The sequence below is a fragment of the Bifidobacterium minimum genome, assembly GCF_000741645.1.
Classification (GTDB): domain Bacteria; phylum Actinomycetota; class Actinomycetes; order Actinomycetales; family Bifidobacteriaceae; genus Bifidobacterium; species Bifidobacterium minimum.
The window spans coordinates 612,333-633,018 of the sequence record NZ_JGZD01000009.1; the positions used below are offsets into that span (position 1 = coordinate 612,333).

Genomic DNA, 20,686 nt, shown 5'->3' on the forward strand with positions numbered 1-20,686 from the left:
ACTACGACGTACGCCGTCGGCGGATTCACCGGTCTGGCCCGTCGGTGTGCGACCAGACCGGCGACGGTCACACCCAGTTGTCGGGCTCGATGCCCTGCGGACCGACGAATTGGCCGTCGGGAACGTAGCTGGGATGTCCCGGATCGTCGAGATGGGCGTCCCCGTACATGACGACGTTGCGTCCGAACGTCCAGTCGCCGTCGATCGTGACCGACCGTGCGGCCGCGAGGGATGGAACGTCGTAGGGGAAGCGCTCGTCGAAATCCGAGATGTTGCGATAGTACCGGTCGTCCAGCTTGACGTTGGGCAGATTGTAGTCGCCATCCTCCATCTCGAACGAATCCGTGAGATGGAAGCGATCGGATCGCATGAGGAAGAGATCATCGGTGGTCTTCACGGGCAGGAAGCGCATCCTGTCGACCTGTACGCTGATGGCGCCGTCGAACAGCGCCATCGCGGCTCCCATGGCGGTCTCCAGCTGGACTACTTTCTGCGAGGTCGGGTCGGTGGGATCGACGGTCTTGTGGTTGACGATGACGGGAAGGGGAAGAACTCCGTGGTACTCCTCGAGCTTCTTCTTCAACGCGTCGATTCTGATCCACATGCTGTTCGTGTTGAAGTACGGATGCCGCGAGATGTCCTGCGCGTACGCCTTGTCCTGATCGCGCACCTGGGTCATCTCGCGCAGGAGGAGACGACCCGTCCTGCGATCGCGGACAAGGTGTCCGCCCTTGCGGTCCGATTCCGTTCTGATCGCCACCTCGGCCATGAATGGCGCTCCGGTGTTCTCGAAGTACTGGGCCAGGGTCCGTGAGGGGCGTGCCCCCAGATTGTCGGAGTTCGAGATGAAGAGGTAGGACATTCCCTGATCCAGGAGAATGTCCAGAAGACCGGATTCCCATATCGTCGAGAAGAGATCGCCGTGCCCTGGCGGGCACCACCCGAGCCGGTCGTCGGCCGTGGACGAGACGGGGAGACCGGTTTCCTCGACGATTTTGGGCTCCCGATGCTGAATGATCTCGAGAGGGACGGTGTTCTGCGAGAAATGGCGATTCCGGGAGATTCTGCGCATCGTATCCCTGGACGTGCGGAAGGAGTTCATGAAAGTCACGGGAAGAGGCACGTCGAGACGTGACCGCGCGGTGATCACCTGACCGAGGATGATGTCGAGGAATCTCATCTGCCGGGCCTTGTGCCGCCGCACCGGCAGCAGCGACTTGGCCTGTTCGAGGCCCATCGAGGTTCCCAGACCGCCGTTGAGTTTGAGAAACGCGGTTTTGCGGAAGGCCTGGACGGCCTTTTCATGGTCTATGGTTCCGTAGACGTCATGGAAGCTGGGAACGTCGGTGAGGGGCTCGACGTCGTCCTTGGCTATCACCGTTCCTTCGTTCCCGGAGCGCCAGACGTCGTACATCCTCCTGAATTGTGAGATGGCGGTCTCACTCATTCCGGCGTCACGCATCGTGTCCGCAGACTTCTCGAATTCGTCGGACATGTGGACTCCTCTCCTTCTTCTCGTTCGTGGCTACCTAGTGGCTACCCACAGGGCTACCCACGGATGGCGGCGGGTGATTGCAGACCGCGGCAGATCATCATGGAGTTCCTTTGCGTCGTATACGCGAATGACCGGCGCGATCACGCCGGTCATTCGTCAATGTCGGGCCGGCGGGATTTGAACCCGCGACCCCTTGACCCCCAGTCAAGTGCGCTACCAAACTGCGCTACGGCCCGAACAGTGCACGAGGCACCGAGAGGAGATACTAGCACAATTGCGGTCGTTCCTCAACTGCGCGTCATTTCGTGTCGTCATCGCGACGCCGCCATGACGTCGCCGCCACGCCGCCACCGCATGGCCATGGCGGGGCGAACCGCAGGGTCCCGGAGGCTCCCACCATCGATACGTGAAGCTATATCGATACGTGACGCTTTCTGGTCTGTCGGCGACGTAATCCAATGGTCTAACGGCGGCGTTTCTCCCTGACCGTGACCGAGATCTGAAGCGGAGTCCCCTCGAAGCCGAACTCCTCCCGCAACGATCTTTCGATGAACCGTCGGTATCCGTGTTCCAGGAATCCCGTCGCGAAGATGACGAAACGCGGCGGTCGCGTGGACGCCTGCGTCGCGAACAGGATGCGGGCCTGCTTCCCTCCACGAAGAGGGTGAGGATGGGCCGATTGCAGCTGCCCGAGGAAGGCATTGAGCTTTCCGGTGGGAACGCGCTGGTCCCATGAGCTCAGCGCCTTCCTCATGGCGTCGGCCAGACGGTTCGTGTGCCATCCGGTTTTCGCGGACAGATTCACGCGTTGAGCCAGGTGACCCGGTCGAATTCGGTCTGCCACAGTCTCTCCACGCGTTGTCTGACGAACTCGTCGGCGAGGTCCCATTTGTTGAACACCAGAACGACCGCTCGTCCGGCGTCCACCGCCTGGCTCATCACCTTGAGGTCCTGATCGGATATGGGCTGCGAGGCGTCGAAGAGGACCAGAACGAGTTCGGCTCTGTCGATGGCCGCAGCGGTCCGAAGGGATGAGTAGTACTCCGCCCCGGTGAGCTTGTGCTGCCGGCGTCGTATCCCCGCGGTGTCGATGAACAGCCAGTCCTCGCCATCAATGGTCACGACGTCGTCAACGGGGTCCCGTGTGGTGCCGGCGAGCTCGTTGACGACGGAGCGTTCATTATGGGCCATCTGGTTGAGAAGGGATGACTTACCCACGTTGGGGCGTCCGATGAGCGCCACGCGGCGTAGATGAGACGGAGTGAGGCTTCCGGAGGTCCGGCTCGACCTCGACAGCGCCGCGACGGCGGCGTCGAGGAGCTCCCCGATGCCACGCCCATGCATGGCCGATATTCCGTAGGGCTGTCCCATCCCGAGCTTCCAGAATTCGGCGGTGAGGTATTCGGCGCTCTGTCCGTCGATTTTGTTCACCGCGAGCGTCACCGTCTTCCCCGACGCCCTGAGCATGGAGACGATCCGTTCGTCCGTGGCGGTCATGCCGACCTGCCCGTCGACGACCAGGATGACGGTGTCGGCGAGACCCACGGCGATCTCGGCCTGATCCGCGACGGCGGAATCGATCCCCTCCACGCCGCTTTCCCAGCCTCCCGTGTCCACCAGACGGAAATCGGTTCCGGCCCATTCGGCGTCGTAGCTCACGCGGTCCCTGGTGACGCCGGGGACGTCCTCGACGACGGCGGCCCTGCGGCCCAGAATCCTGTTGACGAGTGTGGATTTGCCGACATTGGGCCGTCCGACCACGGCGATGACGCCGACCATGCGGGCGGATGCCGTGCCCGCGGCGTCGCGCGACTCGTCTCCGTCGAGAAGGCGCCTGTCGTCGTCGTCGAGATCGTATCCCTCAAGGTTGGCCGCGTATCGCTGGTATTCCTGCTCGTCGATCGCGGCATCAACCAGGGCGATCAGGGCATCGAGCGTCTGCTGGAACGTCAGGTCGGAATTGTCCACCGTGGTCACGCCGTCGGCGGCCGAGAGGAAGCTGGTCACCGTCGAATCCGCATGGTCGCGGGCAGCGACGTCGTCCTGACCGACCCCTGCGGATTTCTGCCCGCTTCGGCGGGCCTGCCGGACGTCCTCGCGGGCGGTCAGCAGCACCCTTACCTCGGCGTCGGGGGCGACCACCGTCGTGATGTCGCGGCCCTCCACGACGATTCCCGTGCCGTGCGAGAACGACTCCGCGTCGGACTCCTGGGCGATGATGGCGCGCTGGGCGGCGATGAGGACATGCCTGACGGGGATGATCGACGACACCGTGGAGACATGGGATGAGACGTCATGGGACCGTATCTCGTCGCGGATGTCGCGGCCGTCGGATTCCACGACGGGATCCTTCGGATCGACGCCGAACCGCGCATGACCGCCGGTGAAGAAGTCCCCGACCGCCTCGGTGATGGCCTGCGCATCGAGATCCTCGGCGTCGAGGTCGAGGCCTGACCTTATGCACCACCATGCGCAGGCCCTATACATCGCGCCCGTGTCCAGATAGGCGTATCCGTAATGTTCGGCCAGGGCCTTCGACGTCGATGATTTACCCACTCCGGCGGGCCCGTCGATGGCGACGCGGATCATAGACCGACCTCCTTGGACAGCGACCGGACCTCGGTCGCAGACAGAACGCGATAGGCTCCAGGCTTGACGTCTCCAAGACGGATGGGGCCTATCTGCGTGCGGACAAGCCGACGGACGGGGAATCCGACCGCGGCGAACACGCGTCTGACGATTCTGTTGCGTCCCGAGTGGAGAACGACTTTGACGATGGTCGTGTCCCTGTTCGAGTCGATGATCGCGCACCGGTCGAAGGAGATGTGGCCATCCTCAAGCTGAACGCCCTGGGTGACGAGGCGATGGCACACGTTGCCGCCGATATGTCCGTCAATCGTGGCGATATACGTTTTCGCGACCTCGTATTTGGGATGCATGACGTGCTGGCTCAGCTCGCCGTCGTTGGTCATGAGGATCAGACCCTCGGAATCGTAGTCCAGACGGCCCATGTGGAATATCCGCTCGTATTTGTCGCCCACGATGTCCCTGAGAGTGAAGCGCCCCTTCGGGTCGTCCATGGTGCTGAGGACCTTGCGTGGCTTGTTCAGAGCCAGCGTGACGTGCCGTCCGTCGAGACGGACCCGTGAACCGTCGACGCGGACCTTCTGGCTTCGGGGGTTCACGCGGGTCCCCAGCTGGGTGACCAGCTCCCCGTCGACCTCCACGCGCCCTTCGGTGATCAGCTCCTCGCATTTGCGTCGTGAACCGAAACCCGCCTGCGCCAGAAGCTTCTGAAGGCGTATCGCGCCATCATCGGATGGGCGCTCCTCCCGCGTTCCCTGCCGATGGGGGGTGTCCTGAAAAGATGTGGTGTTCGTGTGTGGCATCGTTCTCCCAACGTGGCCCGATGACGCCGCGATGACGATGTCCTGCTCGTGGCGGCGTCGATGATGTCGTATCCGTGCCCAGGGCGACGCATACGAAGTGACCATGATACCGCATTCCGAGGATGGACTGGTACACTGACAGCGTTCCGCGGGGTTCCGCGGCAGTCAAGACAAGGACCGTCATGAACGATTGCATTACCAGAGGCGCGGAGAAAACCGTGTCGTATCCACTAGCCCTCCGCATCGCATCCGAATTCGCCTCAAGCCTGGTGGTGTGCTTCGCCATCTATGCCGTGAGCACGCTGGGGACCGCGATGTACGGAGTCAACATGGCCTTCGTCGCGGTTGCGACGGGTCTGGCCTACATGGCGGCGGCCGTCGTCTTCGGCAGGGTGTCCGGCGCGCAGACCAATCCGGCCGTCACCCTCGCCGCGATGCTGATGGGGCGCACGCGCATCGTCGATGGGGTCTCGTACATCGTGGCCCAGCTGGTGGGAGCCATTGGCGCCGGTGCGCTGATCGTGAGGCTTCTGCCCACCTCATCCACGTTGACGGCAAAGATCTGGCTGACGCCGGCCGTCAACGGCTTCGATGACGGATCGGTGTCGTATTCGACGCTGAGCAGCGTGAACGTCACCTTCAGCATCGCGCTGGCGGTCATCGTCGAGCTGATCGGTGCCCTGATCGTCATCTCCACGGTGCTGCGCGCGATGGATCAGGATGGTCATGTCGATGCGGCCCACACGGGGTTCATCGCGGTGGCCTATGGCATCGCCGCCGGGATCACGTATCCGGTCACGGGTTCTGGACTGAATCCCGCGCGTTCTACCGGCATCGCCGTGTTCGCGCAGAACCATGGGCTCGCGCAGGAGCCGCTTCAGCAGCTATGGATCTTCTGGATATGCCCGGTTCTTGCCGCGGCTCTGGTGTCATTGGTGGTGATCGTCTCGCAGATGGTTCTCAATCCGCGCCCCGCCTCGGTGCCCCAGACCTTCCAGAATGCCGTAACGGCCAGCGATACCGATGCGGACGGCGACGAGGACTCGGTCGTTGATGATGCGCAAACCGCGGATGATGCGGAATCGGAGTCAGCCGTGGAGCCTGATGGACATGTAGAGGACGATGAGTCCGAGTCCCAGAGCGAATCCGATGAAGGAGTCGAAACGCACTGAACGCACCTTCCACGGACTCCGCTCGCGAAGAGCGAGCCTGAGGAACGCGCAGACCATGGAGGCCACGGAGAACACCGCCGTGGCCTCCATGGTCTTTCCTATGAATCCGAGGACCGTCGCGACGATGACGATGAGGGTGAGCGCCCATTCGAACCACGGTGATCCCTCATGCGATTCGGAGACATAGGGGTGATGACCGCCGTCGCTCATATGCGCACCTGCCTTTCCTTCGTTCGTCTTCCCGTTGTTCGTCTTCCCGTTGTTCGTCTTCCCGTTGTTCGTCTTCGGCTCCCGTCGACCTATGACATACTGTCCCTGCACATTGTCCCATGTCCCGTGCCGAATATGGATTCCGTGCAGGATATGGCCACGGCGCCGCCATCATCCGCGCTATGCCGGATGGCGGCGCCGTTCAAACCCATGTCATGAGGCGGGGATCATCCTACGGTTCAGTGGAAGAAGTGGCGTGTGCCCGTCAGGTACATCGTCACATCGCTCGATTGGGCCGCCGCGATGACCTCCTTGTCCCTGATCGATCCTCCTGGCTGGACGATCGCCCTGACTCCGGCGTCGATGAGGATCTGGGGGCCGTCCGCGAAGGGGAAGAAGGCGTCGGAAGCCGCCACGGAGCCGCGTGCGCGGTTCGCTCCGTCGGCGAGGGTGTTGGCTCTTTCAACCGCAAGATTGCAGGAGTCGACGCGATTGACCTGTCCCATGCCGATGCCCACGGTGGCGCCGTCGTGGGCGAGCAGAACGGCGTTGGATTTGACGCAGCGGATGGCTCGCCATGCGAACTGGAGATCGCGCAATGTCGGCTCGTCCGCGGCCTGTCCCGAGACCAGTGTCCATGACCGGGGATCATCGCCGGGGGCGTCGATGAGATCGGTGGACTGCACCAGAACCCCTCCATCGATGGCGCGCATCTGGGTCGCGGACCGCGGAGGCTGGGCCACCTTGAGGATCCGGAGGTTCTTCTTGTGCTGCCGGAGGAACTCCACGACGCCGGGCTCATAATCGGGAGCCACCATCACCTCGGTGAAGATGGGGCGGACTCCCTGCGCCATCTCCATGGTGATGGGGGCGTTGGCGGCGATCACACCGCCGTAGGCGCTGAGGGGATCGCAGGCATGGGCCTTGAGATGGGCCTGTGCCACGGTGTCGCCGATGGCCAGACCGCAGGGATTGTTGTGCTTGACGACGGCGACGGCGATGTGGGGGGACATGTCCCACACGGCCCTCCATGCGGCGTCGGCGTCCACGTAGTTGTTGTAGCTCATGGGCTTTCCGCCAAGCTGATCCGCCTGGGCGAATCCGGAAAGATTGAGGGGATCGCGGTACAGCGCGGCCTTCTGATGGGGGTTCTCGCCATATCGGAGCTCATGGGATTTCGACCATGTCCGTGTCAGATTCCTCGGGAACAGCGTCTCATCCGCCGCGGACGGCCCGCTTGCGGCGTCCTCCGTCGTGGGTTCATGGCCATCCCCGGTAAGCGATTCGGGACGCGGCCACGTCGTCGAGGCCCATTCGATGATGGACGCGTCATAGGCGGCGGTGGCGGCAAAGGCCCGTGCGGCCAGCCAACGGCGCTCCTCGAGCGTGAATCCCGAGCCGTTCTCCACGCGGGACGCGACGAGGGCATAATCCTCCGGATCCGTGATGACGGCGACGCTCGCACTGTTCTTGGCCGCACCTCTGACCATGGAGGGGCCTCCGATGTCGATCTTCTCGATGCACGAGGCCTCGTCGGCCCCTGAGATGACGGTCTGTTCGAAGGGATAGAGATTGACGACGACCAGATCGAAGGGCTTGATGCCCAGCTCCCGCAGCTGCCCCACATGGTCGGGATTGGTCATATCCGCGAGGATTCCCGCGTGGATATGGGGATCAAGCGTTTTGACGCGTCCTCCCAGACTCTCGGGGAAGCCCGTGACGGTGCTGACGTCGATGACGTCGACCCCGTAGTCGCGCAGCGCCTTGGCGGTGGATCCCGTGGACACGACCTCGACCGACGCCTTGATGAACGCCCGGGCGAGGACGTCCAGACCGTTCTTGTGGTAGACGGACACCAACGCCCGTTTGATTGGTCGGTTAGTTGCTGCCATCGTTCTCCTCCTTGGTTGGTGGTTGTGAGCTGACGATTCGTGGTCCGTCCCCCGGGGAGTCCTTCGTGGAGCCCTCCGGGAAGTCCTTCGGCGTGGCCTTCAGACGGGTGCGGATGGTGGCGTGGAGCCATTTCGTCGCGAAAACGGCGCAGAAGACGATGAGGACCAGCGTCCACGCGGCCAGCATCCCCCATGCGGCCGAACGCGTCACTGCGCGGGTGGCCTGCGCGACGTTCACTCCGACGTGGGCGAGACGATCCGTTCCCAGGGCTCCGTTCGATAGGGCGAACAGAGCGCTGAATGCCGCCGAGAGCACGGCCACTGCGACGAGCATCGACGCCGCGGGGGTGAGGAACGAGAGAAGGGAGGTCAGGAAGACGTGCGGATCTTCCGTTCGGACAGGACGTAGACGATAGGCTCGGGACGACAGCAGCATCGCCAACATGGCGGCGAAGCCGATCGCCACGGGAACGAGAAGGAGCGTGGTGCGCAATGCGTCGTTGCCCACCGCGTCGGGAAGGATCCCCAGAAGCGGGATAGGGGGAAGGTCGGTGGCACTTCCGGACCACAAGGTGAACGTCGCGTCCGAACCGATCGAGAAACCGGATCCGCACATCCAGGACAATCCCCACAGCCATATATTGGGCAGCCATATAAGCGTGCAGAGCGTGGTGAGAATGCGTGATCCGGTTTTCATGCCCAGCATGTCGAACAACGCCGCCATGCCGGAATGGTTGCGTATGGCCCATATGGTCGTCACGATGATTCCCGCCGCGAGGGAGGATGCCAGAACGACGGCTACGATCTGAATTCCGACGCGTCCGACGCGTCCGACGGCGGATGGTATCCGTTCGTGAGCCGCCCTGATCAGGTCGGCGAGTACCGGGGGCTTTCTTCCCAGCGATCCGAGAACATACGCCAGGGAGAACAGCGCGGCGGCTTTCGCGATAATCGTCCACGTCGGATCCATAAGGGTGACGGTGACGCCCTGAGTGAATATCCATGACAATCCGGACCAGGTGAGCACTCCTGAAAGATATCCGAGGGGTGATCCCGCCAACTGCATGGTCAGGGCCGCGATCAGCGCCACGAGAAGAACCGTGAGCAGAAGCGGTATGAGGGTCACGGTCACGGATCCCCATGTGATGCCGATCCCCTGGCTCTGCAGAACCACCGCCTCCATAAGAGGGATCGCGGATTGGGATACGCTTTCCTCGCCCTCCTCCATGGAGATGACAAGAAGCGTCAACGCGAGGAACAGCCCCACGGCCAGAGCGTACAGCGCAAGGGCGCACGCGGACACCACGATGCCCATGAGCAAGCGTCGGAGGCAGGATCGTGGAGTCATTGGCGCCGGATTGCCTTGTCCTGAATAAGCGAACGCATGATGGCCGCGGCCTGCGCGGGAGTGGATCCCACCGGAATCCCGCACGATTCCAATGCCGTCTTCTTGTCCTGCGCCGTTCCCTTTCCCTGGGATACGATCGCTCCCGCGTGCCCCATCTGGCGTCCCTCGGGAGCCGTGAATCCGGCGATGTAGGCGACCACGGGTTTGTCCATGTTCCTCCGGGCCCACTCGGCGGCCTCCTGCTCGGCGGCTCCGCCTATCTCTCCGATCATCATCACGGCCTTGGTGTCGGGGTCGGCGTTGAACTGCTCAAGGGCCTCCTGAAGCGTCGTGCCGACGATGGGATCCCCTCCCGCGCCCAGGCATGCGGTGAATCCGATGTCCGAAAGCTCTCCCATCAGCTGGTATGTCAGGGTTCCCGATTTGGAGACAAGGCCCAGGGGACCGCGGCCCACGATTCCATCGGGTATGATGCCGAGATTCACGCCCCGACCCGTGGGGGATGCGGGCAGGGTGATCAGTCCCGGGCAGTTCGGCCCCACGATCCGCGATCCGCGTCGCAGGGCGAGCTCCACGGCGTAGGCGGTGTCGGCCACGGGAATGCCCTCCGTGATCACCACGATAAGCGACATGCCCGCTTCGATCGCCTCGACCATCGCGTCCTTCGCGAAACGCGGGGGAACGAAGATCACGCTCGCGCGGGCCCCCGTTGCCTTCCGAGCCTGCGCGCAGTCGGCAAAGACGGGGATGCGGACGTCCGGTCCTCCGTCGACGCCGGGAAAGTCGATAAGCGATCCGGCTTTGCGTGGATTGACCCCGCCGACGATGCGCGTTCCCGCCCGAAGCATGCGGGCGGTATGGACCATGCCCTGATGACCCGTCATCCCCTGGACGATCACCGGAGATCCGTCGTCAATGAAAACACTCACTTATTGTCCCCTCCCGAAACCGCCATACGCGCCGCGAGTGCGGCGGCCTCCTCCATGGTCGGACAGACATGTATCGACGGGCGGCCGGCGCTTCCGAGGATGTCCAGTCCCTCGGCCGCCTCGTTGCCGTCGAATCGCACGATTATCGGCAGATGCGATCCCAGGGCGTCGATCGCGCTGAGGATCCCTTCGGCCACAAGACGGCAGGAGGTGATGCCGCCATAGATGTTGATGAACACCGACGCGACCTGCGGGTCGGACAGGATGATCGACAGGCTGTCCTGCATCACCTTGGCCGAGGCCCCTCCGCCGATGTCGAGGAAATTGGCCGGCGCGACGCCGCTGCCCTGCGCGTCCCCTGCGCCCGAGACGGCGTCGAGCGAGCTCATAACAAGTCCGGCCCCATTGCCGATGACGCCTACCTGTCCGCGGAGCCTGACGTAATGCAGGCCCAGTTTCTTCGCCCGCTCCTCGAAGGGGTCGTGACGTGAGGTGTCCTCGAACCGGGACCAGCCGTCATGCCGGAACGCCGCGTTCCCGTCAAGCGAAATCTTGGCGTCAAGCGCGCACAGCATCTTGGATGATTCGTCATCCGGATCGCCGATTTTCGCGAGGGGATTGATCTCGACCAATGTCGCGTCGTTCTCGATGAAGCAGCGCCACATGCGCAGAAGGATGTCGGCGGCCTGATCGACGTCCGCATGGTAGAAGCCGATGCTCCGCGCCATGTCTCGGGCGGCCGATTCGTCGAAGTCGTCCAGGGCCTCGATATGGAGTCTTTTGACCGACTCGGGATGCTGCCGAGCGACCTCCTCCACCTCGGTTCCGCCATTCGCCGTGGCGAGGACATCGAAGTCCCGTGACGATCTGTCGACCGAGATGGAGACGTAATACTCGTGGATGATGTTCTTGGCCTCGGCGATGAGGACGCCGTTGACGTGATGGCCGTGAATCGTCATGGGCAGTATGCGGCGGGACAGCTCGCGGACCTCATCCGCGTCATGGGCGACGACGACGGCACCCGCCTGTCCCCGATGTCCTATCGTGGCCTGTCCCTTGACCACGCAGGGGAATCCGATGCGGACGGCCGCGGCGACGGCCTCCTCAGGCGTAGTCGCATAGAACCCGCGGGGAATGGCGATTCCCTGTTCCGCCAGAAGCTCGCGCGCCTGGTACTCATAGAGATCCATCAGAAGAAATCCCTCCCGTTCCGGTTGTGATGTCAGGCTGGCATGGTCAGCAATGAGCTGGTCGGATGATCACCCAACGCGGCCACGCCATTCAACCCGTTGAGCTCCATGACGAAGCTGAATCCCGACACTTTCCCTCCGCATGCGACGATGAGGTCGGCGGCGGCTTTGGCCGTCCCGCCCGTGGCGATGAGGTCGTCGACGACCAGCACCCGTTGTCCCGGACGGATCGCCGAACGTTCGATCTCGATTCTCTGCGTTCCGTATTCGAGAGAGTACTCCTCCCCCACGGTCTCGGGAGGAAGCTTTCCTGCCTTTCGGACGGCTATGAAGCCCTTCCCCAGTCGGGACGCCAATGCCGGGCCGAAGAGAAAGCCGCGCGCCTCAAGACCCGCCACGAGGTCGAAGGAATCGACGGGAACCGGCAGCGCGGCCTCCAGCCCGTTGATCATGATCCGCAGGCCACGGGGGTCGGCCAGTACGGGCATGAAATCCCTGAACAGGATTCCGGGTTTGGGGAAATCCGGAATGGACCGGATCAGAGACACCAGATATCGGGCGTCCGCCTGATCGACCTTCTCCAATTTATCGATGCTGATGTCACCGTGAGACATTCGTTCTCATCCTCGTGTTCCTTTGTGTGGTCGCTGAGTGATCGCCGAGCGACCGCGAACTGAGTGGCCGTGATCGGGCCGTCACGCCCGGACCGGACGAGCAATCTCTTGTCGTCCGGTCCGTGAAGCCGTTCTTTATCGGGCGTCCGCCTCGTTCGGGACCGATGCCGAGGACGGGGTCGTGCCGTCCGCCGGATCGGAGTCCGTTCCGGGCGTTCCGGACTCGGCTGATGATACGGACTCGGCCGACGATGAGGTCGAATCCGATGGGGTGGGTGAGACCTCATCCGATGATTCGCCCGTAGCCTCGGGAAGGGGATTCCCCTGCTCGTCCACCTCGGAGTCCGGGATGAATGCCGGCCTGGTGTAGGCCTTGTGGATGGCCCTGAAGGTGAATCTCATCAGGGATCCCTCTGAATCCAGGACGATCTCCTCGTACTGGGGGTCGACGGACACCACCTTGCCGATCACGCCGCCGATCGTGATGACCTCCTCGCCGGGCTGGAGATTCTTGCGGAAATCCTGTGTTTCCTTTTGCTGTTTACGCGTCTTCCGCGATGACCACCACATCATGCCTCCGAAGAGCACGATGATTATGACCATGAAGAACAATTGCTGGCCCTGATCCACTGAAGGAACTCCTCACGCAAGGGATGTCACCGACAACATCCGACGAGCACATACTCTAGATGTTCTTGCTGACATCGCCGTCACGTCCAGGGGGCGTGATGCCCAGATGCCTCCACGCCTTATCCGTGGCGACACGGCCCTTGGGCGTGCGCACGAGGAACGCCTCGCGGACCAGATAGGGCTCGCACACGGTTTCGACGGTCTCCGACTCCTCCCCCACCATGGCGGACAGGTTGTTGAGCCCGACGGGTCCGCCGTTGAAATTGCGCACGATGGCCCTGAGGACGGCGATGTCCAGACGGTCGAGCCCCTCGGAATCGATCTGGTAGAGGGACAGCGCGTCATGAACCGCATCGGGGCCGACAGTCGACAGATCATGCACGGTGGCCCAGTCGCGCACCCTGCGGAGAAGGCGATTGGCGATTCGCGGGGTACCGCGGGAACGGAGCGAGAGTTCCCGCGCCGCATCCGGCGCCAGACGCATGCCCAGCACGTCGGACGAGCGCTCGATCAGCCGTTCGAGCTCCTCATGCGGGTAGAAGTCCAGATGCGCAGTGAATCCGAAACGCGCTCGAAGGGGCGAAGGGAGCATGCCCTCCCGGGTCGTGGCTCCGATAACGGTGAACCGCGGCAGCGTCAGGGGGATGGAGGATGCGCCGGGCCCCTTGCCGACCATCACATCGACGCGGAAGTCCTCCATGGCGATGTACAGGAGCTCCTCCGCGGCCCGTGGAAGGCGATGGATCTCGTCGATGAACAGAACCTCCCCCGTCTCCAATGAGCTGAGAATGGACGCGAGGTCGCCGGCGTGCTGGATCGCCGGCCCGGAGGTCACCCGTATGGGGACTTCGAGCTCATTGGCGACGATCATGGCGAGGGTCGTCTTTCCCAATCCGGGAGGGCCTGCGAGGAGGATATGGTCCGGCGGCACGTCGCGTTTGCGCGCCGCATCCAGGAACAGCTGCAGCTGCGCCTTGAGTCGCGGCTGCCCGATGAACCCCTCAAGATGGTGGGGTCTCAGCTCCTCGTCGCTGACGGGCTCGTTGTCCAGCGGAGACGAGGACACCATGCGGAGGGATTCCTCTGCGGCGCCGGAGTTGTCGTGGCCGTTCGTCATGATCTATCGTCCTCTGTCCATTGACGCCAAGGCGAGTCGCAGCAGTCGGGGGATGTCCTCCGCGCCGGGGGCGCCGTCATGCGGGTCTCCGTCGGTTTCGCAGACGCGACGGGCCGCGGCGGTGGAATCCTGCTCGCTCCATCCCAGGGACATAAGCCCCTGGATCACGGTGGACATGGGAGAGCCGTCGGAGTCCATCGTCGCGGGCGTCTTCTCGGCGTCCTCCCGGGAGAGGATTCCACTGAGTTCGAGGATGATCTTCTGCGCGCCCTTCCGGCCCAATCCCGGCGCCGTGGACAGTGCGGAGACGTCCCCGTCGACGATGGCCCGCGACAATCCCGTCGCTCCCAACGTAGACAGAAGCGACAGCGCCACCTTGGGGCCGATCCCGCTGGTTTTCTGGAGCTGGGTGAAAAGCCGTCGCGAGGATTCGTCGATGAATCCGTACAGGGTCATCTGATCCTGACTGGCGCTGAGAACCGTGTAGATGCGGGCGTGCTGCCCGGCGTGAAGGGAGGAAAGATCGGTGGCCGGCATTCTGACGGTGAAGCCGAGGCCCGAGGACAACATGATAAGCGTCGTGTCCGTGTCCACCGATTCGACCGTTCCCGACAGCAAGCCAATCATACCGCTCCGTTCCCTTCCGTCGTAGGTGGATGCCCGGTCCGCCATGACATGGAAGTCTCTTGTTCGAACATCTGTTCGATATGGTACTACATGCCCCGGTCACCGTTGATCCGACGACGCTTCGTCCGCTGGGCCGCAAGCGCCCATTGCCGCTGGGCCGCGGTGAGATGCTCCTCCCTCTCCCCTCCCTGCAGCGCGCCCGCGGGCCGCAGGGCGTGGCATATGGCGAGGGCCAGAGCGTCGGCCGCGTCGGCGGGGGTGGGCATCTCATTGAGGTTGAGGAACCGCATGACCATCCGCTCGACCTGGACCTTCTGGGCCTTCCCGTTGCCGGTGATGGCGAGTTTGGCCTCGGTGGGCGTGTGCAGCGCGACGGGAATCCCCCGCTGCGCCGCGGCCAGCATGGCGAGGCCCGCCGCCTGAGCCGTTCCCAGGACGGTGTTGCGGTTGTCCTGGGCGAAGACGCGCTCGATGGAGACCGCATCCGGCGCGAAGCGTTCCAGCTTCTCGGACAGACCGTTGTAGATCGCCAGAAGACGCAGATCCTGGGATATATGCGGATCGGATCGGACGACATCCACGTGGATAAAGGAAAGCCGGCGGGAACCGCCGGCCTCCACGACGCCGACCCCGCAGCGGGTGAGGCCCGGGTCGACGCCAAGAATGATCACGAGGATCAATCCTCCTGCGCGAGCTGGGCCATCACCTCGTCCGAGGCCGTCCAGTTGCTGTAGATGTTCTGGACGTCGTCGAGATCGTCGAGATTGTCGATCAGCCGCGATACCTTCTGCGCATCCTCCAGAGAGAGCTCCACCTCGGTTTTCGGCATCATGACCAGGTCGGCGGAGTCGTAGTCGATGCCCTCGGCCTGGAGCGCCTTGCGGACCTCGATCATATCCGAGGGATCGGTGACGATCGTGAAGACGTCGTCATCGTCGATGACGTCCTCGGCGCCGGCCTCGGCCGCCTTCTCGAACAGGTCATCGTAGTCGAGGCCCTCCGAGGGGACGACGATCTGCCCCTTGCGCTCGAAGTTGAAGCTCACGGAGCCGCTTGTGGCCAGAGACCCGTTGCCCTTGGTCAGCACCGAACGGACCTCGGCCGCCGCCCGGTTGCGGTTGTCTGTGAGGCATTCGATGATGACGCCCACGCCCGCAGGCGCATAGCCCTCGTAGACGATGTCCTCGTAGTTGGCGGCGCCAGCCTCCTCGCCCGATCCTCGCTTGACCGCCCGCTTGATGTTGTCGGCCGGCATCGAGGCCTTCTTGGCCTTGACGATCGCATCGTACAGGGTCGGATTGCCGTCGGGGTCGCCTCCGCCCATGCGCGCCGCGATCTCGATGTTCTTGATCAGCTTGGCGAACAGCTTGCCACGCTTCGCGTCGATGGCGGCCTTCTTGTGCTTGGTGGTTGCCCACTTCGAATGCCCTGACATATTGCTCCTAGCAGGTAGCGTATACGGAAAACGACACGATTCTAGAGCATTCAGCCGACAAGAGCGTTCGGCGTCGTGCCGTCGTCACGCGGGGGCAGCTGCGAGCGGACCTCGCCGACCCGCTGGATCACGGTTATCGTTCCCAGAATGGCCAGGACGACCATGGCCAGCGAGAGGATGATGTCCTGTCCCGACAGTCCGGCGATCCCCATCCCGACAAGGATGATGGTGAGCCTGTCGGATCGCGTCGCCACTCCGCTTTTGGCCTCGCATCCGACCGCTTCCGCCCTCGCCCTCGCGTAGGACGTGACGAACGAGGTCATGATTGAATACAGCGCTGCAAGAAGGCCGATCCATCCCATGACATCGGACGTCGTCATCGGTGGGGTGGCGGGCGACGCCGACCATGGCGTATGGATGAGGAAATACACCACCACGCCGGCCAGGACGGCCCAGTCCGCGATGCGATCCAGCGTGGAGTCCAGAAAGGCCCCGAAGGCCGTTCCTCCGGTCGTCATCGCGGCGACGGAACCATCAAGCGAGTCGAAGATGACGAGCACGGTCATCACAAGGGCCCCGGTGAACAGCCACCCCGATACCCCCGTGGCGATGGCAGCGATGATCGTTCCCACGGCACCGATGATGGTGACCGCGTCGGCGCTTAGACCCATGGCCACCATGGCGCGTGCCACCGGTGCGATAAGCCTTTTGAAGGGCCCGCGAAGTCGTTCAAGCATAACGACCGTTACCTTCCTGCGTCACGTCTCATGACGACGGCATGACCGCGTTGCACTCGCGAGGGGCCGCGCCAGTCCCGCATGCGCAAGCCCCTCACCTTGACCGGTCCGCCCGGACTATCGGGTCGCCTCGGCGAAATCCTCGGCGCTGTTGACCTGGGTCCGAGAGCGGATCACACGCAGAATCCAGTCCTCGGCCTGATCGGCGGCGACGCCGTTGAGCTGGCTTCCGTCACGGAAACGGAAGCTTACGGCATTGTTGCTGACGTCCTCTTCGCCCGCGATGAGGATGAACGGAACCTTGGACTTCGACGCGTTGCGGATCTTCTTGCCGAAACGGTCGTCGGAGGAGTCGAGTTCGCAACGGACCAGATTGTCCTCCAGCCGCGAGAGGAAGGAACGCAGATGCGGAGCGAACTCGTCGGCGACGGGGATGCCGGTGACCTGCACAGGCGCCAGCCATACCGGGAAAGCTCCCGCATAGTGCTCGAGCAGGATGGCGAAGAAACGTTCGATGGAGCCGAACAGCGCGCGGTGAATCATGACCGGACGCTGGTGCGAGCCGTCGGCGGCGATGTACTCAAGGCCGAACCGCTCGGGGAGATTGAAGTCCAGCTGGATCGTCGAGACCTGCCATGTGCGGCCGATGGCGTCGCGAGCCTGCACGGAGATCTTCGGACCATAGAATGCCGCGCCGCCGGGATCGTCGACGAGCTCGAGACCGGAATCCCGCGCCACCTCCGCTAGCGTGGTGGTGGCCTCATCCCAGATCTCGTCGGATCCCACGAACTTGTGGGGATCCTTCGTGGACAGTTCGAGGTAGAAGTCGTTGAGACCGAAATCCTTGAGCAGTCCAAGAACGAAGTTCAGCAGACTGGTCAGCTCGTCCTTCATCTGTTCCCGCGTGCAATAGATGTGGGAGTCGTCCTGAGTCAACCCCCGGACGCGGGTGAGTCCGTGCACGACGCCCGACTTCTCGTAGCGGTACACGGTTCCGAACTCGAACAGGCGAAGCGGGAGCTCGCGGTACGACCGTTGGCGCGACCTGAAGATCAGGTTGTGCATCGGGCAGTTCATGGGCTTGAGATAGTAGTCGAAGCCCTGCTTGGTGACGTTGCCGTTCTCGTCGCGCTCCTCGTCGACCCTCATCGGCGGATACATGTTGTCCTTGTACCACTGGAGATGGCCGGATGTCTCGTACAGTCCGCCCTTGGTGATGTGGGGGGTCTGGACGAAGCTGTAGTGGTGCCGGCGGTGCTGCTCCCGGGAGTAGTCCTCCATGGCGTTGATGACGGCGGCGCCTTTGGGATGGAACACCGCCAGACCCGGACCGATCTCGTCGGGGAAGGAGAAGAGGTCCATCTCCTGTCCAAGCTTGCGGTGGTCGCGCTTCGCGGCCTCCTCCATCCGGGCCGTGTAGGCCTTGAGCGCGTCCCTGCTGGGCCAGGCGGTCCCGTAGATGCGCTGGAGCATGGGGTTGGCCTCGCTGCCCCTCCAGTAGGCGGCGGCGGTGCGCTCGAGCTTGAACGCCTTGATGTAGCGGGTGTTGGGCAGGTGCGGTCCTCGGCAGAGGTCCTTCCACACGACGGTGCCGTTGCGGTCGACGTTGTCGTACATGCTCAGCTCAGAGGTCGCGACCTCGGTGGACGCCTCGGGGTCCAGAGCCGCTTCCTTGTCGCCGATAAGCTCCAGCTTGTAGGGCTGGTCCTTCTCCTCCTCGCGGGCCTCGGCCTCGGTGACCACGCGACGGCGGAACGATTGGGATTCCCTGATGATGCGCTGCATGCGCTTCTCGATCTGCTTGAGATCGTCGGGCGTGAAGGGGGTGTCCACGTCGAAGTCGTAGTAGAAGCCGTTTTCGATAACCGGGCCGATGCCGAGTTTGGCATCGGGACGAATCTCCTGAACCGCCTGGGCCATGACGTGGGTTGCGGAATGACGCATGATCGCGATGCCGTCCTCGCTGTCGAGCGCGATGGGTTCCAGCGCGTCACCGTCATGCAGGGGCGTGTACAGATCCCGGGGCTCACCGTTGAGCCGTACCGCGATGATGGTCTTGTCGTCCGCGAAAAGCTCGACTCCCGTGAGATCGGCCGCCACCTCCTTCGCTTCGCCGCTGATGGTTATGGAGATGGTCTGTTCAGCCATGATCGTCCTTTTCTATCGGGGCCCGCGGTACGAGGTGCAGGCCTGGACTGAGATTCAACAGCATCACAGTATGAAGGCTTCGGGACATCAGCATCGGGACATCCTCACGCGCGGGTTCGCATACACGCCGTCGCGCATCGGGACATATGAACGGACGCGCGGTACAGTGCACGATCCAAACGACAGAGAACGACAAAGAGCGACAGAGAAAACATGAAGGTTCGAGTGGCGGGAAGTCCGCGTGGGTGATGCAGGAATCGAACCTGCGACCCCTTCCGTGTGAAGGAAGTGCGCTAGCCGCTGCGCCAATCACCCAGTCAACAGGCTCGCGACCCCCGCTGGGGGATTCCTCGCGATCCGTGTGGGCGATACAAGATTCGAACTTGTGACCCCTTCCGTGTCAGGGAAGTGCGCTACCTCTGCGCCAACCGCCCGGGTCTGGTGATGGTCCTTTCGGGCCTCCACGAGGTGGGTACGAGAGTCGAACTCGTCTATACGGCTTTGCAGGCCGCTGCCTAACCGCTTGGCTAACCCACCGTAAGGTCGTCAACTCCTCGGACCTCGAGCGGACAACGGGACTCGAACCCGCGGTCTCGACCTTGGCAAGGTCGCGCTTTACCAACTAAGCTATGTCCGCATGTGCCTCGCTGCTGCCTGAGCACGAGGCACTACTGTAAACGACGGGCGTGGAAGATGCAAATGCGCGTGTCGTGCACGCCCGGATGGTTCGTGCGCGGCGAGGATGCCGTCGATCCATCGGAAGGAGGGCGGTCCCGCAGACGGGAACCCCACCGCCACGGCCGCATGACAGGAGTCGTCCGGGCATTCACCGTTGGCTGAAGAAGCGGGGCTTGGCGCCGGTCCGAGGTCTCCCCCGTTACATTGGTGGATATGGGCTGTACCGAGAGAAGATCCGGAGCGACGTTGATCGTCGCCTTCGAGGGGTGGAACGACGCGTGCCAGACGGCGACGAACGTCGTCAGAAGGATGGTGGCGCATTACGAGTCCCGTGAGGTGAGGCATATCAGCTGCGACGGGTACTACGACTACCAGACCGCACGCCCCATGATGTGCCATGTCACGGGTCGGGCCCGCATCGTATGGCCCCAGACGACCTTCTTCGAGGTGGCGTTGGATGACGGATACCGCCTCTACGCGCAGATCGCACCCGAGCCCAACTACCGCTGGATGGAGTACTGCCGGCAGAGCCTGAGGGTCGCGCAGGAGCTTGACGTCGACCACGTCGTCACACTGGGCGCCATGTTCGCCGAATGCCCCCATACTCGCCCTCTTCCCGTGGACGTGTCGGACTCCACCTGCCAGTGCGACATGGACCGTGAATACAACGGCCCGGTGGGGATCACGACGGTGCTTGACGAGATGGCCCGTGGAGAGGGCTTCGACACGTCGAGCATGTGGGTTTCGATTCCGCAATACGTGGGATCCGACGAATGCGCCCAGGGCACGCTGCAGCTGACGCAGGAGCTGTCCTGCGTCGTGGGGCGGGAGCTTGACACGACCGATCTGGACCGGCTGGCCCATCAGTGGCGGATGCGCGGCGACGTGCTGTCCTCGTCCGATGACGAGCTGGCGGCCTATGTGCGGCGTCTGGAGAACGAGTACGACAGAACCGCCCGCGCCGCCACACTGGCCGCCCGGAACTCGCCCCAGGCCGAGGAGATGGTCAGGGACGCGGAGAACTATCTCAAAGGTCTGGACCACTGAGATACTGAAGTCCTGGACCACTGAAATC

19 protein-coding genes and 5 tRNA genes are annotated in these 20,686 nt (G+C 63.3%); 2 read left to right on the top strand and 22 right to left on the bottom strand.

The window, feature by feature from the left end; genetic code table 11:
* Positions 1-67: 67 nt before the first annotated feature.
* The 5 genes from BMIN_RS06350 to BMIN_RS06365 form a co-directional block, all read right to left on the bottom strand.
* Positions 68-1,495 (bottom strand): UTP--glucose-1-phosphate uridylyltransferase, encoded by a 1,428-nt coding sequence (locus BMIN_RS06350; RefSeq protein ID WP_022860647.1) that lies wholly within the window; start codon positions 1,493-1,495, stop codon positions 68-70.
* A gap of 162 nt (positions 1,496-1,657) precedes the next feature.
* A tRNA-Pro gene (locus BMIN_RS06355) sits at positions 1,658-1,731 on the bottom strand.
* Positions 1,732-1,958: 227 nt separating this feature from the next.
* Positions 1,959-2,300, bottom strand: a complete 342-nt coding sequence (locus tag BMIN_RS09270) for a hypothetical protein (protein ID WP_476559197.1) — start codon at positions 2,298-2,300, stop codon at positions 1,959-1,961.
* Positions 2,297-4,084 (bottom strand): ribosome biogenesis GTPase Der, encoded by a 1,788-nt coding sequence (gene der, locus BMIN_RS06360; RefSeq protein ID WP_476559198.1) that lies wholly within the window; start codon positions 4,082-4,084, stop codon positions 2,297-2,299. The genes BMIN_RS09270 and der overlap by 4 nt, the downstream gene beginning before the upstream one ends.
* Positions 4,081-4,884 (bottom strand): pseudouridine synthase, encoded by an 804-nt coding sequence (locus BMIN_RS06365; protein ID WP_033395332.1) that lies wholly within the window; start codon positions 4,882-4,884, stop codon positions 4,081-4,083. Before BMIN_RS06365 ends, der begins: the two co-directional genes overlap by 4 nt.
* 182 nt (positions 4,885-5,066) lie before the next feature.
* Here BMIN_RS06365 and BMIN_RS06370 point away from each other — a divergent pair, with 182 nt between their 5' ends.
* Positions 5,067-6,056, top strand: coding sequence for an MIP/aquaporin family protein (locus BMIN_RS06370; RefSeq protein ID WP_022860650.1), 990 nt, complete (start codon positions 5,067-5,069; stop codon positions 6,054-6,056).
* On the opposite strand, the gene BMIN_RS08400 is transcribed toward BMIN_RS06370, so the two are convergent.
* The 17 genes from BMIN_RS08400 to BMIN_RS06455 form a co-directional block, all read right to left on the bottom strand.
* Entirely contained in the window at positions 5,973-6,266 is a 294-nt protein-coding gene (locus BMIN_RS08400) for a DUF3017 domain-containing protein (protein ID WP_081647951.1), read from the bottom strand. The two genes, BMIN_RS06370 and BMIN_RS08400, sit on opposite strands and share 84 nt — an antisense overlap.
* Positions 6,267-6,505: 239 nt before the next feature.
* Entirely contained in the window at positions 6,506-8,158 is a 1,653-nt protein-coding gene (purH, locus tag BMIN_RS06380; RefSeq protein WP_022860653.1) for a bifunctional phosphoribosylaminoimidazolecarboxamide formyltransferase/IMP cyclohydrolase, read from the bottom strand.
* Entirely contained in the window at positions 8,145-9,473 is a 1,329-nt protein-coding gene (locus BMIN_RS06385; RefSeq protein WP_022860654.1) for a cell division protein PerM, read from the bottom strand. Before BMIN_RS06385 ends, purH begins: the two co-directional genes overlap by 14 nt.
* A 29-nt stretch (positions 9,474-9,502) precedes the next feature.
* On the bottom strand, positions 9,503-10,435 hold the full coding sequence (gene sucD, locus BMIN_RS06390) for a succinate--CoA ligase subunit alpha (protein ID WP_022860655.1): 933 nt from the start codon (positions 10,433-10,435) through the stop codon (positions 9,503-9,505).
* The gene (gene sucC / locus BMIN_RS06395) at positions 10,432-11,625 is read right to left on the bottom strand and encodes an ADP-forming succinate--CoA ligase subunit beta (RefSeq protein ID WP_022860656.1); all 1,194 of its coding nucleotides are present in this window, start codon (positions 11,623-11,625) and stop codon (positions 10,432-10,434) included. The genes sucD and sucC overlap by 4 nt, the downstream gene beginning before the upstream one ends.
* Before the next feature lie 32 nt (positions 11,626-11,657).
* Positions 11,658-12,239, bottom strand: coding sequence for an adenine phosphoribosyltransferase (locus tag BMIN_RS06400; protein WP_022860657.1), 582 nt, complete (start codon positions 12,237-12,239; stop codon positions 11,658-11,660).
* Positions 12,240-12,374: 135 nt separating this feature from the next.
* Entirely contained in the window at positions 12,375-12,842 is a 468-nt protein-coding gene (yajC, locus tag BMIN_RS06405) for a preprotein translocase subunit YajC (protein WP_051126250.1), read from the bottom strand.
* Between the two features lie 82 nt (positions 12,843-12,924).
* Positions 12,925-13,986, bottom strand: a complete 1,062-nt coding sequence (gene ruvB / locus BMIN_RS06410) for a Holliday junction branch migration DNA helicase RuvB (protein ID WP_022860659.1) — start codon at positions 13,984-13,986, stop codon at positions 12,925-12,927.
* A gap of 3 nt (positions 13,987-13,989) precedes the next feature.
* Positions 13,990-14,613: a Holliday junction branch migration protein RuvA gene (gene ruvA / locus BMIN_RS06415; protein ID WP_026647335.1), complete on the bottom strand. Its 624-nt coding sequence runs from the start codon at positions 14,611-14,613 to the stop codon at positions 13,990-13,992.
* A gap of 86 nt (positions 14,614-14,699) precedes the next feature.
* Positions 14,700-15,284 (bottom strand): crossover junction endodeoxyribonuclease RuvC, encoded by a 585-nt coding sequence (ruvC, locus tag BMIN_RS06420; RefSeq protein WP_022860661.1) that lies wholly within the window; start codon positions 15,282-15,284, stop codon positions 14,700-14,702.
* Between the two features lie 5 nt (positions 15,285-15,289).
* Positions 15,290-16,048 (bottom strand): YebC/PmpR family DNA-binding transcriptional regulator, encoded by a 759-nt coding sequence (locus tag BMIN_RS06425; protein WP_022860662.1) that lies wholly within the window; start codon positions 16,046-16,048, stop codon positions 15,290-15,292.
* Positions 16,049-16,098: 50 nt separating this feature from the next.
* Entirely contained in the window at positions 16,099-16,785 is a 687-nt protein-coding gene (gene pgsA, locus BMIN_RS06430; RefSeq protein WP_022860663.1) for a phosphatidylinositol phosphate synthase, read from the bottom strand.
* 117 nt (positions 16,786-16,902) lie between these two features.
* Entirely contained in the window at positions 16,903-18,933 is a 2,031-nt protein-coding gene (thrS, locus tag BMIN_RS06435; protein ID WP_022860664.1) for a threonine--tRNA ligase, read from the bottom strand.
* Positions 18,934-19,175: 242 nt separating this feature from the next.
* Positions 19,176-19,248, bottom strand: a tRNA-Val gene (locus BMIN_RS06440).
* Between the two features lie 47 nt (positions 19,249-19,295).
* Positions 19,296-19,367, bottom strand: a tRNA-Val gene (locus BMIN_RS06445).
* 32 nt (positions 19,368-19,399) lie between these two features.
* A tRNA-Cys gene (locus BMIN_RS06450) sits at positions 19,400-19,470 on the bottom strand.
* Positions 19,471-19,497: 27 nt separating this feature from the next.
* Positions 19,498-19,570, bottom strand: a tRNA-Gly gene (locus BMIN_RS06455).
* A gap of 254 nt (positions 19,571-19,824) precedes the next feature.
* Between BMIN_RS06455 and BMIN_RS06460 the strand changes: the two genes are divergently transcribed.
* Complete coding sequence (locus BMIN_RS06460; RefSeq protein ID WP_022860667.1) at positions 19,825-20,658, top strand: PAC2 family protein; 834 nt, start codon at positions 19,825-19,827, stop codon at positions 20,656-20,658.
* Positions 20,659-20,686: the final 28 nt, after the last annotated feature.